10 protein-coding genes are annotated in these 16,949 nt (G+C 47.1%); 5 read left to right on the forward strand and 5 right to left on the reverse strand.

Translation table 11 applies throughout. The features are described 5' to 3' along the window. From RO069_RS13925 to RO069_RS13945, 5 genes are all read left to right on the forward strand, one after another. Positions 1-1,845, forward strand: a 1,845-nt coding sequence (locus RO069_RS13925) for a DNA phosphorothioation-associated putative methyltransferase (RefSeq protein ID WP_328188345.1), incomplete at its 5' end; no start/stop codon positions are given. An 89-nt stretch (positions 1,846-1,934) separates the two neighbouring features. Beyond that, positions 1,935-3,014: a DNA sulfur modification protein DndB gene (dndB, locus tag RO069_RS13930; protein WP_022992092.1), complete on the forward strand. Its 1,080-nt coding sequence runs from the start codon at positions 1,935-1,937 to the stop codon at positions 3,012-3,014. Beyond that, a complete protein-coding gene (gene dndC / locus RO069_RS13935; RefSeq protein ID WP_288367006.1) occupies positions 3,011-4,531 on the forward strand; it encodes a DNA phosphorothioation system sulfurtransferase DndC in 1,521 nt (506 codons plus the stop codon). The genes dndB and dndC overlap by 4 nt, the downstream gene beginning before the upstream one ends. Then, complete coding sequence (gene dndD, locus RO069_RS13940) at positions 4,531-6,525, forward strand: DNA sulfur modification protein DndD (RefSeq protein ID WP_328188347.1); 1,995 nt, start codon at positions 4,531-4,533, stop codon at positions 6,523-6,525. Before dndC ends, dndD begins: the two co-directional genes overlap by 1 nt. 1 nt (position 6,526) lies before the next feature. Beyond that, a complete protein-coding gene (locus RO069_RS13945; protein WP_288367004.1) occupies positions 6,527-6,889 on the forward strand; it encodes a DndE family protein in 363 nt (120 codons plus the stop codon). Positions 6,890-7,002: 113 nt separating this feature from the next. On the opposite strand, the gene RO069_RS13950 is transcribed toward RO069_RS13945, so the two are convergent. Genes RO069_RS13950 through dptF form a run of 5 tightly spaced genes read right to left on the reverse strand, consistent with a single transcriptional unit; the run spans position 7,003 to position 16,792 of the window. Further along, positions 7,003-8,214 carry a DGQHR domain-containing protein gene (locus RO069_RS13950; protein ID WP_328188348.1) on the reverse strand — a complete coding sequence of 404 codons (1,212 nt, stop codon included), beginning with the start codon at positions 8,212-8,214 and terminating at the stop codon, positions 7,003-7,005. 16 nt (positions 8,215-8,230) lie between these two features. Beyond that, positions 8,231-8,776: a hypothetical protein gene (locus RO069_RS13955; protein ID WP_288367001.1), complete on the reverse strand. Its 546-nt coding sequence runs from the start codon at positions 8,774-8,776 to the stop codon at positions 8,231-8,233. Then, positions 8,777-13,885: a DNA phosphorothioation-dependent restriction protein DptH gene (dptH, locus tag RO069_RS13960; protein ID WP_328188350.1), complete on the reverse strand. Its 5,109-nt coding sequence runs from the start codon at positions 13,883-13,885 to the stop codon at positions 8,777-8,779. It lies immediately after the preceding gene. Then, positions 13,866-15,200 (reverse strand): DNA phosphorothioation-dependent restriction protein DptG, encoded by a 1,335-nt coding sequence (gene dptG, locus RO069_RS13965; RefSeq protein ID WP_328188352.1) that lies wholly within the window; start codon positions 15,198-15,200, stop codon positions 13,866-13,868. Before dptG ends, dptH begins: the two co-directional genes overlap by 20 nt. After that, positions 15,197-16,792 carry a DNA phosphorothioation-dependent restriction protein DptF gene (gene dptF / locus RO069_RS13970; RefSeq protein ID WP_328188354.1) on the reverse strand — a complete coding sequence of 532 codons (1,596 nt, stop codon included), beginning with the start codon at positions 16,790-16,792 and terminating at the stop codon, positions 15,197-15,199. The genes dptG and dptF overlap by 4 nt, the downstream gene beginning before the upstream one ends. Positions 16,793-16,949 lie beyond the last annotated feature (157 nt).

Genomic DNA, 16,949 nt, shown 5'->3' on the forward strand with positions numbered 1-16,949 from the left:
GGTCCGGGTGGCAGGCTTCACGTGGAATGGGTGGCAACCTTCAGCGGTTTACGCAAACGCCACCTCGTCCTGACCAGCGCCTATGAACTTGCGTCAGAAATCTTAGTCGTTTCTGCGATGCTGGAAAACGCAAATGCTCGGGGTGGACTGCCTTTCAGGGATGGTGTGCGCACCTCGCGAAACACTTTCCAAAAGTATTTTTCACAAGGCGAACTGGCAACTTACATTGAATCAGTGCTCAGAACAGAGCCTGTTCCGATAGCTCCGGGAATTTTTTACGCTTTCAAGACGGATGCAGCGAAGACTGACTTCCTGGCTAGAAAAAGCGTTAAACGAAGCCGCCCTCGACTACTTCGAGCGAAAAGACCGCTCAACAGCCAGAAACCTGAGCGCCGGGCACCGGCTAGTCTACGGAAGTATGAAAACAACAAGGATATTTTCGAAAAGTTGTGGAGCACTTGGCTAGATTTTGGCAGAAAACCCAAGCCAAGCGAGATCGAAAACCTCAATGACATTCGGAGATTTCTGGGCTCCTACCCAGCCGCATTGAGAATTCTTGAGACCGTCAAAGATGAGGAGGGAGCGTTAGCATTAGCGAGGGCTGAACAGGCGCGCAAGGACGATCTGATTGTTCAGTTTGCCGAACTACGATTCTTCCGGAGCGCTCCCCCACGCCCTATGCCTGACAAGCTCAAGGAAGATGTCAGACATTTTTGTGGGACCCTAGCGAATGCCCAAACAATCGGAGAAGATCATCTCGTTCAAGTATTAGATAAGAGTGCGATCCTGTCTGCTTGTATCGAAGCCTCTGAACAGGGCTTGGGGTGGCTGCATGACGATCACTCACTGCAACTACACACTGAGTTAATACCAAGATTGCCCCCAGTCCTCCGAATTTACATCACATGTGCATCTAGCCTATTCGGAGACCCAAGTTCTGCCGATCTAGTCAAAATCCACATCCGTTCCGGGAAGCTTTCCCTCATGAGTTACGACGACTTCTTCGGAAAGGCCATTCCGAAAATGCTCGTTCGCACTAAGATTAATTTGAGAAATCAGCGGATCGATGTTTACCAATACGGTGATGAGTTTGCCCCTCCCAACCTCTACCTGAAGAGCAGGTATATGCATGAGGATCAAGAAAACTATGCCGAACAATTGCGTTTTGATGAAGCGCTTGAACAACTGGGAGTTGGCGATTTTAGCGGCTTCGGCCCTCCTGACAGAGATTTTCAGAACGCGCTGCGCGACAAGAGATGGGCAATAGAAGGACACAGCCTGACAAGGAGTACCGAAATTCCGAACCTCGATCATCCCTGCGGCCAATACTTCAAATATCGCGACCTGATTGAATGCGGCGAAACGCAGAAGTCGCTTAAAATCGAGAATCACCCGCTCCAACCAGAGACTTACACCGCCCTCCTCGACCTAGCCAATAATCTTATCGATCCTATCGTGGACTATTTCGGCATGATCAAGCTCACTTATGGCTTTTGCTCGTCAGAACTGAGCAAAAATATACGGCGTAGGATCGCTCCGAAACTAGATCAGCACGCATCCCATGAACTGAACAGGTTAGGCAACCCCATCTGCATGCGCGGGGGCGCCGCAGTAGACTTTATCGTCGAAGATGAGGACATGTTCGAGGTCAGTCAATGGATCGCGGAAAACCTCGAATTCGATAGGATGTATTTCTATGGCCAAGACCGGCCAATTCACGTAAGTTTCAGCGAGACACCTGCCAAGCAGGTAACGGTGATGAAGCGAAGCTCTGCGAACGAACGACTAATCCCAAGATCTTACTCTCTCAACGATTTCATGGACTTAGATAACTCTCCAATCTGAAACCTCGCCCTGGCCACGTTGACCCGGAAGTTTATTTTGGGTAAATTAACTTCCATTCCAACTTTTAACTTCCATTCCCGGAGACCCTCATGGCCGAGTTCTCCCACACCTTCCCGGCAGCGAGAGGCGTTCAGTCCGGACGGCCTTGCTACGTGGCCATGTGCCCGTTACGACTAATACCAAAAATTTTCATCTTCGATGGGCAGGAGGTTCCTCCAGAACTGAGAGCCCAACGAGTATTGAATCGAACCCGAATACCAGACATTGTCAGCTATTTGGTCGACAACCCAACGGACTATACGCTTTCGGGAATCACAGCGTCTGTAGATGGTCAGGTCTCGTTTGAACCCAGTACCGACACAGGTATCGCTCAAAACCTGGGGCTACTGTCGATCCCCATGGATGCAAAAATCCTGATCAACGACGGCCAACACCGCCGTGAGGCCATCGTTCAGGCAATCGAACAAAATCCAGAACTCGGTTACGACAACGTCCCTGTGTTGTTCTTTATTGACGAAGGTCTGAAGCGCAGCCAGCAAATGTTCGCAGATCTCAACAAGCACGCTGTCCGGCCAAGCGACTCTATCAGCACGCTCTATGACCACCGGGATCACTTATCCGAACTAGCCCGAGTTGTTGCTCGTGAGGTGAAGGTATTCTCCCGGCTGACGGAAATGGAGAGGTCCAGCATATCCAACCGAAGCAGCAAACTTTTTACGTTGTCGGCTATCAAGAACGCCTCAAAGGCTCTGCTGATGAAAGGGAAGAGTGACCTAGTTAGCGAGGATGAGCAGCAGTTGGCAATTGAATACTGGAATGAAGTCGCGGCTAACATGAGAGACTGGCAACTCGCTCTGGAAAAGAAAGTAGCGACCTGCGAGCTCCGTGAGCAATACGTTCATGCTCATGGCGTCATGCTGCAGGCCATGGGCCAAATAGGCGCCGACCTTTTGTTCAAGCCAAAATCTCAGTGGAGCCGGATACTGCAAGGTCTTCAAGACATTGATTGGGCACGAGCTAACAATGAGTGGGAAGGTCGAGCAATGCATCACGGTCGCATTAGCAAGGCTCGCAGTAGCGTCGTCCTCACGGGCAACTACATCAAACAGCAATTAAGTGTTCCTCTCACCCCTTCCGAGCAGGAATACGAGGAGTCGCTTAAGACATGACTGCGCAGGAACAGTTCGTTTTCCCGGATCATCTATCCATGATTCAGGAGTTTTCTCTTGGCAACCGCCCTCTAGTGGACCTAGTGCGCGAAATTCAGAACATATATTGCTCTGACGACCGGCCCTGGATTATTGGCTTCAGTGGAGGAAAAGACTCTACTTGCGTTCTTTCCTTGATCTACATGGCACTACTGCAGCTTCCTGCCGAAAAGCGAACCAAACATGTTTATGTGGTCTCGTCTGACACCTTGGTTGAGACCCCTGTCGTGGTCGACATGATCAAGAGAGTAATAAAGCTGATTAATGAGGCAGCGCCGAAAGAGGGCCTACCTATAAGTGCACACAGTGTTGTGCCAAAGACAGATCAAACCTTTTGGGTGAATTTGCTCGGTCGTGGTTATCCTGCGCCAAATCAGACGTTCCGCTGGTGCACGGAACGAATGAAGATAGACCCTGTGAGCGAGTTTATACTCGATAAGGTCGCTAAATTTGGTGAGGCCGTTGTAGTGTTGGGCTCTCGCAGCCAGGAGAGTGCGTCTCGCGCCCAGGTTATCGCGAAACATAAAATCGATGGTTCTGCGCTTAGCCGCCACAGCTCTCTTCCAAACGCCTACACGTATATGCCCATCGAAAGCTGGTCCGCAGACGAAGTGTGGATGTACCTAATGAGTGCCCCATGCCCATGGGGAGGATCAAACCAAGAGTTGCTCGAATTGTACAAAGGGTCGAACCAAGGCGAGTGCCCGCTGGTAATCGATAAAAGTACGCCCTCGTGTGGGAACAGCCGTTTCGGGTGCTGGACGTGCACCGTTGTGACTGACGACAAAGCGCTGCATGGCCTTATCGAGTCGGGTGCCAATTGGATGAAGCCTTTGTTGGCGTTCAGAAACAAACTATACATGTCCCGCCAACCAGAAAACTCTGAGGAGTATCGCAACTTTCGGCGAAGAACAGGAAGGGTCTCTTACAACTCGGGCGACATCAGTGATGATAGTGTGCGAGAAGTGCGCCATATCCCGGGTCCCTATTGGCTGACCAAGCGACAAGAATTCCTCCGTGAATTGCTCACTATTGAGAAGGGAATTAACGAGAGTGGTGAGTCTATCGAACTGATTACTCGCCCCGAGTTACACATGATAAGAAGAGAATGGCTACGCGACCCAAATGAACCGGACTGGGAAGACTCCCTGCCACGGATTTATCGCGAAGTCTATGGAGAGGACCTTGACTGGGTAGAGGACGATGCTGGCGCATTTACACGAGCAGATTCCGAAACACTTGAGAGGCTCGCAGAAAAATACGGTGTTCCATCAGCGCTTGTTCGCAAGATGCTGGAAGCAGAACTTCAAGTATCGGGTCTAGGCAATCGAAGGGGCATACTGAACAGCCTGGAGAGTATCCTCCAAAGAGATTGGGAGGATCTCGACGCGATCAATGAGCGCAACCATTCCTTTCGTAAGCGTGGCAAATCATACGTTGAGGAAGTGAAAGACGAATTTTCAGAGTTTTTGAACTAATGCTGATTAAAGAGCTTACGCTTACCGACTTTCGAGTCTACGAAGGGAAAAACTCCTTCAACCTCACGCCCGAAAAGCGTGCGGCCAAAACACGGCCCATCATTCTTTTTGGCGGTTTAAATGGCGCGGGTAAAACAAGCATCCTTTTGGGCGTAAGGTTGGCGCTCTACGGACGTTTGTGTCTGGGCAGTGCAGTTTCCCAAAAGCGCTATGATGAGTTTCTGCTCGACGCCATCCATCACTCAAGAGAGACTGGTCGCTCTGCCAACTCTTCGTCTGTTGAGCTCAAATTCACTTACGCAAAGCTCGGAACGGAAAGCCAGTACCACGTTAAGCGTGAATGGGAACGAAAGGGCAAAGGCGTTAAGGAAACACTCACTGTCTTGGAGAATGATACGCCTATTAAAGGTCTGAGCTACGAGCAAGCTCAGAATTTTCTGAATGAACTGATACCTGCAGGTGTATCCGACTTATTCTTTTTTGATGGTGAGAAAATCGCCCAACTAGCTGATGATTCCGGAGGAATAGCCCTCGAACAGTCTATCAAGAAATTACTCGGGCTCGACGTCGTGGAACGGCTCTCCGGCGATCTCACTGTTCTTAATCGGAACCTGGCTAAACGATCGTCAGCTCAGGAAATGCAGGCACAAATCGATGCTGAACAGTCCAAACTGACAAACTGTCGGAAGCAAGCTGAGATCGTCCGTCAAGAGATCTCAACCATCCTCGCTCAGCGCGCTGAGTTACAAGACCGCGCGAACAGACTCCAAAAAGACATCGATGATCGGGGGGGGCATTTCTCCACATCTCGGGCTCAGCTAGAAGCCAGATTGAGTCAGCTCCAAAGCGAGCGAGATAACTTAATATCCGACATCAATGTCCTTATATCCGGCGCCGCACCCATTGCCTTGGCAGAGGACTTTTGCCGAAGAACTAAAGAGCAGATTGAGCAAGACCTCCAGCTTCAGGGGCTTTTGCAGGAACACAGAATCCACAACGAATACCGAACACACCTGGAAGACGCTCTCGATTCAAAGCTGGCACCCGATTCTTTGGCTATCGTGCTCGCTGAGATAGATAAACTGGGCAACTCCCATCAAGACCTCGAATCCCAGACTTTGGTTCACGACTTAACGCCCTCTCAAGCAGGGAAAATATACTCAACATTCGAGGATGCTAGTAGACAGCGGCAGGATTTGATTAGATTGTTTGATGCTCTGGAGCGTATCGAAGCAGAACTCGATGAAATTGGGGCGTCTCTGGCCCGCGCTCCGGACGATTCTTTGATTGCCTCTGATTTCGAAAACTTGCAGCAGCTACAGCAAAAACTTGGCAGGTTAGATGCTGAAATCGAGTCAGCGCGGGCGAAAGGAAAAGACGCAGCTAATGAAGCCGTCGAAATAGCCCGCCGGCTTGACCGACTTTACGAAACTGCTGCGAAGCTGAGCGACCAAAAGAGAGTTATCGACTACGTCAACAACGCCAATGGCTTGCTCGCGGACTATGTCGATCAGACAGCGACCGCCAAGGTTCGAGACCTTGAAATCCAGTTCACCGAGTGCTTTGCCAAACTAGCTCGGAAAGAGGACATGGATCTACAAATTCGGATCAACCCAAAGACCTTCCACGTAGAACTATTGACCGGTAACGGGCGGACGATAGCGAAAGACGAGCTTTCAGCTGGTGAAAAACAGATATTTGCAATTGCTGTTCTTGAGGCGCTTGCAAAAACCTCCGGACGTCAGTTGCCTATGATCGTCGATACTCCATTAGGGAGGCTAGACTCCGAGCACAGAACCAAGCTGATAGAAGGCTATTTCCCTATCGCAAGCCACCAGATGATTGTGCTCTCTACAGACACTGAGGTGGATGAATCATTCTATTCTGATCTCGCACCCGACATATCCCGGGCCTATAAGCTCGAATATGATTCAAAAGCCGGAGCGACTCGCGTCCGTGAAGGTTATTTTTGGCACCAAAAGGAGGCGAGCTGAGATGTTTCCCACCCGCATTCAGTTGAGTAAAAAGACCTGGGATAGGCTGCAGTTCTTGCAAACAAAAACGCGCCTCACTCCTAATGTGCTGGCACGCACAGCTATTTCGCTTGCGCTGCGCGATACACGTACCGCTACAATAAATGACACCAGACCCGAACAGGTTCACGTTATCAATCGTGACGTTCTTTTTGGTGATCAGGAACATGCTTATGAAGCTATGATCAAGCAGTTTTGCTCAGAGCAAGGAGTCGACACCGATCCTCAAAACATTATCCGCTCTTTAATCGATAGCGGATTACACAAAATGGGGCACATCAAGAATCTCATAGATATGCATAGTATCTTCTCCAGAAGCTTTTGACACACCAGAAATAAGTTTAACTATACGATGTCACCTTTTGATGCATGAGCTCTATAAAGGTAACATCATTCTTTCCCGATTATCAGAAAGTGCAGCTAGGATCGAGTCTTGAATTAGCGCTGACGATATTGCTCAGCTTTATCGCTGAGCTCATTTTCTGCCTCTTCCCTGAGCTCCATTTCCGCGAAGGGCTTGTCGAGAACAAAATGCAACAGCATTCTCAAAAGCCGGTTTTGCCCTTTGGTGCTTGACGGAAAGAACTCAGTGTCTTCTAGATTGATAACCTTTGCTTTTCGAAGTAAGACCGGAAACTCGTCAATCGTATCCTTGTCGACTCCGTATTTTAAAAGCATCTCGTTTAACAGCTGAAACAGCGCTGATATGCCAATTGTTTTCACGAAAACGTGATCCGAGTGATCCTTTATATCAAATATTGACCCAACAGCATTAAAAAAAGCACTTATAACTTGCTCTATCGCCTTATCATTTTTAACCCTAAAATACTCTCGCATTGAAAACGATTCGTCAGCTTTTATAGCTTTCCTCCCAGCCAACCCCCACATAGTTTTTTTGTTAATTTCATACCTATCAAGTCTTGGATTTCTACTTATCAACCTCAAAACACCATCAACAAAAGCCGCAGTGGAAATAACCCAATTACCCTTAGGTACATTTTTTTCCTTTAACCTGAAATTAATATGGCCACAAAAAAACTCGCCGGGAGTGATAGCGAAATATCGACACAGATTTATCGCGAGCAAATCTGGAGACCAAATTTCCGAATCCAAACGATCTAGCTGGTAGCCAAATAAATTGTACGCGAGACTTTTATCTACTGGCGATTGATTAAAGTTCACGGTCGCAAACACCGAAGCCTGAAGAGATGGCGGCAAATCAAGATAAAGAGAACAATTAAGATCAAAATCTTCGGTCGCATACTCAAATCCAAATAGACGATGCTGACCGTCGACAATAGAGCAAACAATTTTATCTGAAGGAACAATCAGCTTGTAAAGATTCAGACCTTCATCAACGGCCTCAACTCGCCATTGGTCATCTTCTTCCGCGAGCCTGTCATCCTCATAATAATTAGCCGCGATTATTATAGATGATGGGAACATAGCGTCATCGCTATCGATAAACTCACCGATCTCTTTCAAACGCTCTCGCCTAAGCTTGCGTTGTGCACCCGTTATTTCTGCACCATCAAAAGATGCGGACTTTGAATAAGCTCTCTGTAAAATAAACTTCGAATTGAGTCGCACTGAATAAAAGGAACCAAATGGCTGATCAACCCTTATTGCCAGAAACTCATTTACACTCAACGGAATTTTCCCCACTTTAGATCCCTTTGCCTTGAATTACTGAGCTGTCTGACAGTGCTCCTGAAAGTTTCCCCGAGACCTCGTCTTGATCGAAATTAAACTCTTCCTTTTTTATTGTAAAACTCATCCAGATGGAAATGGTTAACAACAGACTAACCCAAAGGTGCCAAGTTGTCCCCCGAGGTTCTTTTAGAGCCCAGAAAGCAAGCAAAATTGCCAAGAACCAAATGAACATAGCAAATGAGTGTATAGACTTACTATCCGGGTCTTTTAGATCTTCATTTTTTACGAAATATTCAGCAGCGACCGTACCAAGAACACTTACGACATACATAAATATTGCAATATTGTCATAGGTTATGTTACTGGAAAGCTTTGAGGCTGGCGCACTGACATCTAACTGGAAAACCACAGGGATCCAAATCCCCATGGTCCCGATTCCAAGGCACACCACGGAGAAAAAAACAAAATGCGCAGACTTAAGTATATGAAAAAAGGTCGAGGCGCATGATAGAAATACCTTTTTGTACATATCAACTAATTCTAAAAAATTATCTTTCAATTACTTGATCTCCCAAAAGGCCAAATCTTTAACTTTAACCACTTTCTTTTTCCCATCCACACACAAGCTGACGTGTTTATCAAGCTTTCTTATCTGGCTCATAAAGTACTCCTCGTCTTGCTTGCTCTGTGTATTGAAGATGGCCTTTATCTCCTGCGATTTAATATTGGCGACCTGGTGAATCACCCAAGATAGGATAAGCGTTGAGTAGTCATTGTCGCCGGTTTTGAAGTGCGTCAATTCCTGTGTCGAAAGGATAGTCCCAACTCCAAACTCCCGTCCCTCCTTCAAAATCTTCTTGAGGCTCTCGAAGTCTTGAGACATAAAATTATCGGCTTCGTCGACCAGTATCATTTTAGAGATCTGACGAAAATTACCGTCTAGTTTCGAGCTACCTTGCTGATGCATCTGTGTATAGAAGAGATCTAACGTGAGTGCGACGACGAGGTTCTGGATGGTGCGATCGTAACCCGAAAGATTGATGACGGTAACACCATCGATGAGGTCATAGAGTGACAGGGTCTTGCTCGTATCCGGTTCAAAAATTTCATAGGCAGATAGCACTTCGAGCGCCGCGTATAAAGAGTCATGGTCGATCTTCTCCTGCTCCTGATACGCTGCCCAGACATCCTCCAGAGTCGGAGCGGGCCTACTCCAAGTGCTTTCATCATTTGAGTAAATGCCGGCGGCTTCATAGGCGTCCCGGATCACCGTGCGCAATTTGCTTTGCTGCTTTACGCCAAGGTTATAAGACTTGGACATCGACGAAATGAACTGACCAGCAACATGCACCGGTAGCTTTTTCTTGTCTCCAAACAAGGCGAACGGGTTGAAAGGCAAGCAGTCAAGTTCGAAAACCTTGGCATTAGTGGCCTGAACAAAATCGTCTTTAACGTAGTCAGCCTTGTAGTCGAAGATCAGTATCCCTATTGGGGCTCCGTCAACGTTATGATTCTGATTTCGAACAAGCTGAGTAATCAGCGACTTAGTGAATTGGGTCTTCCCTGTGCCCATCGTGCCAATAATTCCGGTATTCGTATTGAAGAGCTTTTCGGTATTCGTGGGCTCCCAATAGACTACCTCACCGCTTTGAACGTCCTTGCCAAACTCTACCCTGAGCGGCTCGGCAGGTGCCACAGGTTCGGAATCGCCCACCTTCTCTTCAGAAGTATCATCAGCCGCAGCGGGGAAGACACCGCTATCATGTTTTGAAAATGGGTACACGACCATTTCCGCCTTAGTGGGGGCAGGCTTCTTCGCTTCATCCTCTTTTGTGCCTGCAAGTTGTTGCTCTGTGAAAGGCTGCAGAAAATACTCTTTGGGCACATGAAGGAGTGACGAGTTGTCGATTTTCGCTCTAAGGTCTTGGTAAGGGGTCCTTACTAGCTCATCCAGTAGCCCCATCGGTATTTCAGCCTGAAGAACTTCTTCAGCTATCTCATACTTCTCTTCAAAACAGGACTCATTGTTGATGTGAGCTACTACCATTGCACCGGGATAATTCGGGAGCTGACCGATCCCATACTGGCCTTCTAACCATTCTTCGCGATGGTTTAAGAAATCCTCGAAATGGTTATCCTCGAAAACTCGATACAACTGATACTTCTCGATTTGCAGAAGCACTTGGCGAATGAATAGCCCGCGATAGAGACGCGACGCAAGCGTGTCCGGTCCCAAGAGGTCTTCTTCCATGTATCGTTTCAACTCAACCGCCTGGTCTCTCGCCTTGGAGAAATCAGGGCGGCCCCCAGCTTTTACCTCCACAGGTAGCAGGTAGAGTTGGCCTTCCTTAAAACCTGCGAACAAGATATCGTCAGAGATTGCACCTTTTTTGATCTTGCGATTGTGGCGCGAGAAATCACTATCCGTCATCGCAAGGCCAATATTGCCGGCCACTCTGATCATTTCAGCGACAGAGATAGGGATCCAGGTGATATCTGACTGAGCCAAAAGGGTACTAACGATTTTATAGGCGCCGATAATGCCTTCTTTCGCAATCTTTTCTTTCGAGTGGTCGGTAATCAGTCTGAGCAGCCATTCACCATTGAACGCATTGAACTCTCGAATCAATTCATTGCCAGCATTGCCCAAGACATTCTTATAAAGGTCAACTTGCTTGGTTACGGTGATCGCGTCATAACCCGACGAGCTTGTGTATTGGTCGGAGTAGTGGATGAGAATCACGCCTTCGGTGGCTTCAAAGAACTTCAGCGTGACCTTTGGATCTATGATGGTCGTCCATACTGAACTATCGTATGAGCGCTCCAGCAAGGACATAAACTCCTGACTCACTGCGAGGCTCGTGGCCGAATGATCATGATAGACATCGTTCTTGGACTGAGAGGGGCGCCAAAGCGTTCCTATTAACTTAGCCAACTTCAAGTGCAGTAAAGAGCTGTAATCGACACCTTTCAGGCCAAAAGCCGTGAAGTATCGGTCACCCTCGCTCCTCGAAGACTCACCTGACAACAGTCCAGCGCAGGCAACACCCGAAACGTGCTCATCAATATTGTTGTCCACAGCTTCCACTTTCTGATCATTCTTAAAAAATGTCAGATGAGCATAAGCTTGCTCTTCCACGTGGCTATGCTGAAACTTGCTAAACGTTAGCCTGGTCCGCAGTAGATCGATTACCGCGTCGGCATTGCGACGTGCAGCCCCCTTATCGAGCCCGTACCGTTCCTTGATTTCGTCATACATCCCCATCTCAGCGAAAACATCAAACTCAGTCTCGACTAACTTCTCGTCGTAGAGATTGACGTGTATGTGACGGCCGCCGAGCAAGTTCGCCTGATAGTAGGACACCAGCCCTCTGAATAACTCTGAGTTTTCTGCGTTGTTGACAGAGTTTATTAACAGAGGGGCGTCATCGACCTGGCGGAATAGCTGCTCAAATGTAGACGTGAACTCCTCGATTTTGTGCTTTACAAGGTTTATCACAAAATCAAAGCTTGTATCCTGATGTGGCACTATCTCCAACCAGAGGGGGTTCTCTGGCACAGCCTGTGTATAACTGTAACGATTGTCTCTGTCGAAAAGGTGAGGGAGTAATCCCCGTGCGTTTAATCGGCCTTTCGTAACCTCTGGTAATTCGCGAAAGCTACGCGCTTCACCATCTTCAACGATTTCTTCAACCAAACTCAGATAGTAGGCCATGACCAGCGGATGGAACGGAGTAAAAAATCGACGCTCCTCCACTGTTGCCAGCCCAATGCGAATCACCAGCCGTTCAGAGCTATCGAGCGGCTTCCCCTTCTTAATTTTTTCCAAGTACTCAACGGAAGCCAGAACATACTCTTTACCTAGGGCAACAAGTTCAGGCCCCCAGCTAGCCAGCGAGGGCAACGTCTTACGCTGTTGAAAGTAAGAAACAAGGGCGGCATAGGCTTGATATATTCTGTCGTCGGCGAGCGAAAGGTTTGAAAGTGGAATTCCTTTGCGTCGATCATTGTCCCATTCGATGCACTCTTCATTAACGAAGGCAGACTCTGCCTGGAGCAAGGCTTTTCGGAAGAACACTGGCTCCGATTCTTGGCTATCGAAGACGACGGTCTCTTTCCCTGGCCGATACACACCATTGAAGTTATCGTCTTTAAAAAGCCTGGCAAACCGACTTGGATCAAAAATCACTGGTAGCCGCAGTGCTTCTTTGCTCGGTTCTCCTTCAACGAGTACAAAGAGAGACCTGTCCCCATTCGTCAGGGTGAAATTAACTTCGTCAGACTCATCGTAGAGCTGCTCGAAATCGATCTTTCCCACTGAATTTACGTCAATTGTTTCACCGCTGTCGGATAACACGGTCTCAGGGGTGACGTCAGGATTAACGTCAAGGCAATGTTGGTCTGCCTGGAGTACGAGTGCTCTTCTCCTTCTATCGATGAGAAAGCGATTCTCAAAGGCCGAAAGATAAAAGACCCCCTGTTGCACTACCAGGCAATGAAAGCTGTATTTTTCGTTCGAAGAATCTCGATTGAGTCTCAGACTAAAAAACTCTGGTTCACCACTACATGGTCCGGAGATAGTGAAGGTCGACTTGTCACCTCTAAAAGAGAAGTCAATGTCAATGACGTCGGACATGGCTCTTGGCGTAACCAAAAGCTCCTTTTTTTCTAATCGCTGACCAACGAACTTGATCTTGAAGCTGAACAGGTCCTGACCACTCGGAACCTCAATAATCAGATGCTTATCTCGCCTACCCGCCGAGGTGTCTTTCTTATCTCTTACGTCGATTTGGCAGCCATTAACCTCGATTCCTTCATAATCGAGAGTCAGCTTTTTCTGAAGCTCCTCTTCGTCTCGAAACTCTTGGTAGTTGAGCTCGGTCCAGGGAACTTCGGCTCCTTCTCCAAAATGTTCTTGTATGAATTTTGATCCAAACTTTGTCAGCTTGTCTTCCAAGTCATTCGGGAAATGCTCAACGGCAAACTCAATCTCTTCCCTCAGCTGGCGATTCGACTCCAGTCGGCGCGCTACCTGCTTCTCGTTCGAATTGCTTAACACCTGCGGGTCGTTGAACAGCCCTAGCTCCTGGAATCGCAGGTCTCCGTCTAGCAATGCATCATGGAGGTGTCGAAATCCGAATACACTGGAGCCTTCTTCTGTGATTATCCGGGCTTGGTGCTCTAAGAGACACCGGGAAGCAACTTGATTCTGAAGCCCACCAGATATCATGAGATCCAGCTCATTTTTTGTTTGATTAGGCGACCAAACAGCGTCGCCCTGGGCCAGGTCGAACGCACTATTAATCAAAGTATCAAGAAGGCTGTTATGTACGATTAGCAAAGCGCACCCCTCGAAAGGGGGCATCTCAGCTGCCACAGTATCCCGAAGGTTTGATATGTAGTTTTCCGTGTAGCAACCATTCTGAATATCAGGCTGCTCCAAATGCCCGGTCACCAACAAACGTACATCATTAATCTGGAGATATGAAAGTTCGTGCTCGCCATAACGTAGTCGACCATCACACTGTTCTAACAACTCCGAAACAAGACGTACCGTATTTTCCGGGTCTGGTGATTTGAACTGATACCGGGCGCCCGCTTCTATCCGGGACTGAAGCCAACCACGTAGATTACTTACCAAGAAGGCTTCAAAGTGTTTTTCGGACATAAACCGCATCTCCGCTATCGCTCATTCGCTCGACGTTACCAATTCGCTCCAAAAACCTGATGATCGCTTGCTCTGACTGTCTGTCGAACCAGACCCCACGTTTTCTAAACTCCTGAAGCAGCTCTTGGAACTGAATCTGCTTTCTGCTGCCGATAGCCAGGTTTGTGAGAAGGAGTAGATAATCTTGAGAAATTGTCAGCACTCTTCCTGAGCGCCCCCTCACCTGGACAAAGTGTGGAGCAATTTCATTCTCAAATGCGTTCACAAATTTATTGTTTACAGCGTGTTGGTTCGTACCTTTTGTCCCAAAAATTTCCTTGGCAGTTCTACTGAGTATCTCAATCAGTTCTTTCGTTGATTGAGGATATTCTTCAAGAGGTGGAAATTTTCTTTTTTCTCGATATTTTTCGCAGAACCTTATCAGCGAGCTATTAATGCTATTACGCTGTAACGTATCCATCTCGTTTATATCTAAAAAAATCTTCCAAAGAGGAAACTTTATCGCTTTCCTATTCTTCGGTTGATTCAGATATTCAAGCATAGAAAGAACCGGGAATAGATCGAAAGCTTTCGTCCTCAGGTGACGAAAAGCTTCTCTAACCTTATTCCGCTCTAAGCTAGCCTTCTCGGTATCAAGAATGAAAAAAAGTGGTTTACTAGCAGGCTGCTCCGTCCAACCATTGATGTTCAATGCCAACTGGGAGCTATATAAAAAGGTATAAAGGCTAAAAAATGCTCTAAGGTTGTCTAAGAAATATCCGGGGTGCTCCAAAAGAAAGCCAAGATCCTGGGAAAAGAGCTCTGACATAAATGGCAAATAAGGCCTCTCAACGGGATCCTCTTTACAATCAGTCAATTGCTGTTGGAACGCTTCAACAAGCTCTTGCTCTAAGAAATTCACTTCACTGCTGAGTTTTGGAAATCTTCGATTCGAGTCACGAATGAAGCCGATAAAAACTTGCGCAACATGTTTATTAGTAGATGCCTCAGCCTGAGCGGCTTTGGCAATTAGAAATTCCGGAGAAACTTTAAACAAACCTACCGCTTCATTATCGAAATACATTTTTTCAATAAGAGGGAAAATTTCTTGGTCCGTCAGCTTATACTGTAAGCGACTATAAACTGAGGACTTAAAACTCTCTAACGTTGAGCCTTTCTCAAGCCGCTTTTGAAAAGCCACCGTCAAAATGCTTCCAGCTATTGCTTCGAAATCAAGGCCAGACGACTGAGACCGAAATGGCAGAAAATGGTTAACGAAGTTTTTGTTCTGAATTTCTTGTTCATCCAGCGCAAACAAGTTATCGGAAATACTCACTCGACACCTCCGACAACGATCTCACTGTCTTCAACTTCATTCGTAAGATAAACGTGTTGTCTACCATCCGAAAGCATCAGCTTGTTTGAACGAATGACGACTTTTATTACGTCGTCGACGATCTCCTCCAAAATCACAATCGTATTCTTATCGTGCTTATTCGGCCTGTACCCATCGTTTATTTTAGAAACCAGCTCAAGAAAACTAAGGTTTACATTAAACGTTTGAAGTGGTTCATCAGCAACCTTAAGGCAAACCGGAAACTCGTGGATATTTGCCATCTCTTCATTTTCAATTCTTTTGAGGTCAGGCTTAATATCGGCTACTGCCGAAATAAAGGCGCCGTTTCTGGAGCACAAAAATAAATGCTGTTTTGCAGTTAATGACGGATCCAACCTGTTTCCGAATCGAACCAATGCATATACAAGCTCATCCTTATAGAAACTTCTCAGCTTTTGACGCTCCTCAGCGCTTCCATCATAGCTTTTATGTAAACGCCAAATCTCAATGTATCTGTCGTAAAGTGGTTGTTCAAAATCCTTTTTGAAACGTTGATGAAAGTTATTCCCAATGGCGATATCCTGAAACAGATAGAAAAATCGCAACCAACCAGCCGACTCAATGTCGACTATGCCAAGGGTTTCCTGCACTGAATTCTGGAACTCATCGAAAGCCTCTTCTCTGATACCTAGAGGATGCTGAATGAGGAACTGATCAATATTCCGAGACCTAATCGTGCATGGGTCAAAATGGCTGATAACGTCACTCAAGTCATTGTGACCAGCCACAAATAGATTGTTGAAAAGCAAGCTGGGGCCGCAAATCAAATGGTGAACGAAATCGAGCAGAGCCCGCGCAGAAAGAAATTGATCAAATTTTAATCTAGCAGAAAGAAGCAAGTGGACTATCCGATCACGCACCTGCTCGTGTTTGAGTAACTCATAGTTCAGAGTCAGAGTGCTGGGATTCGTTCGCACCGCATCCAGATATGCAAGATGTAGCGGATTTTTTTCATTGGAGGCAACTACGCGCGAAAACAGTTCACTGATAAAGCTCGATCCGGTCTTTCCGTCCTCAATACTGAATTTCGGATACTGTTCAAAGTTAAGGAACTTGTATGAGACTGAAATTTCGTCCCCACTTTGGAGGTAGGATTCAATGGCACTCCTGATGTTTTCGTGGCGGGGATGTCCTTGAGATGCAAAGTTAAATAGCATCCCGACATTTATTCCAATGACCAGCGGCTTGTCCGACTCACGATGCTCGTCAAAGAGCTGATCTAACGCTTCAATTGCATCTTGGTCGGGTTTAAACGCATGAGTAGCATCTAGGTGAAACCTGATTCTGTCCGAGTAGGTCTCGTAATAGCGTTTTAGAATTTCAGACTTTCCGTCACCGGAAGAGCCACACAAGAAGATGACACTTTTTGACGAAAGGTTCGAATTCAGAAGGTCTCTGAAGTCTTTCTCAATCCTCGTTTCGACGTAGAGGTACTCTTTGAGCTCGTTTTGCTCTTTTTGTCCCGCCCCCAGCGTTGTAACCGCTTGAGCTGACGACCGAGCCAGGGTGTCAAGCAACCGTTTGAACTGCACGCTATGTCCTTAACCGTTCGGTGGTACCGCGAGTGATTATAATTTTTAGAAAAACGACCAAAGGTCATTGAGGCTACCATAGCGAGATTTCACGAGGGAAGCTAGAACCTCACCCCCTGGAGGGGGAGGTATAGAAAGGTGGGAAAAGTTAATAAAC

Source organism: Marinobacter sp. OP 3.4, from assembly GCF_036224885.1.
Lineage (GTDB): Bacteria > Pseudomonadota > Gammaproteobacteria > Pseudomonadales > Oleiphilaceae > Marinobacter.

Excerpts from the sequence above, each read along its gene's own strand:
- dndB (WP_022992092.1), top strand. The coding sequence starts at position 1,935 with ATGGCCGAGTTCTCCCACACCTTCCCGGCAGCGAGAGGCGTTCAGTCC.
- dndC (WP_288367006.1), top strand. The coding sequence starts at position 3,011 with ATGACTGCGCAGGAACAGTTCGTTTTCCCGGATCATCTATCCATGATT.
- dndD (WP_328188347.1), top strand. The coding sequence starts at position 4,531 with ATGCTGATTAAAGAGCTTACGCTTACCGACTTTCGAGTCTACGAAGGG.
- RO069_RS13945 (WP_288367004.1), top strand. The coding sequence starts at position 6,527 with ATGTTTCCCACCCGCATTCAGTTGAGTAAAAAGACCTGGGATAGGCTG.
- dptH (WP_328188350.1), bottom strand. The coding sequence starts at position 13,885 with ATGTCCGAAAAACACTTTGAAGCCTTCTTGGTAAGTAATCTACGTGGT.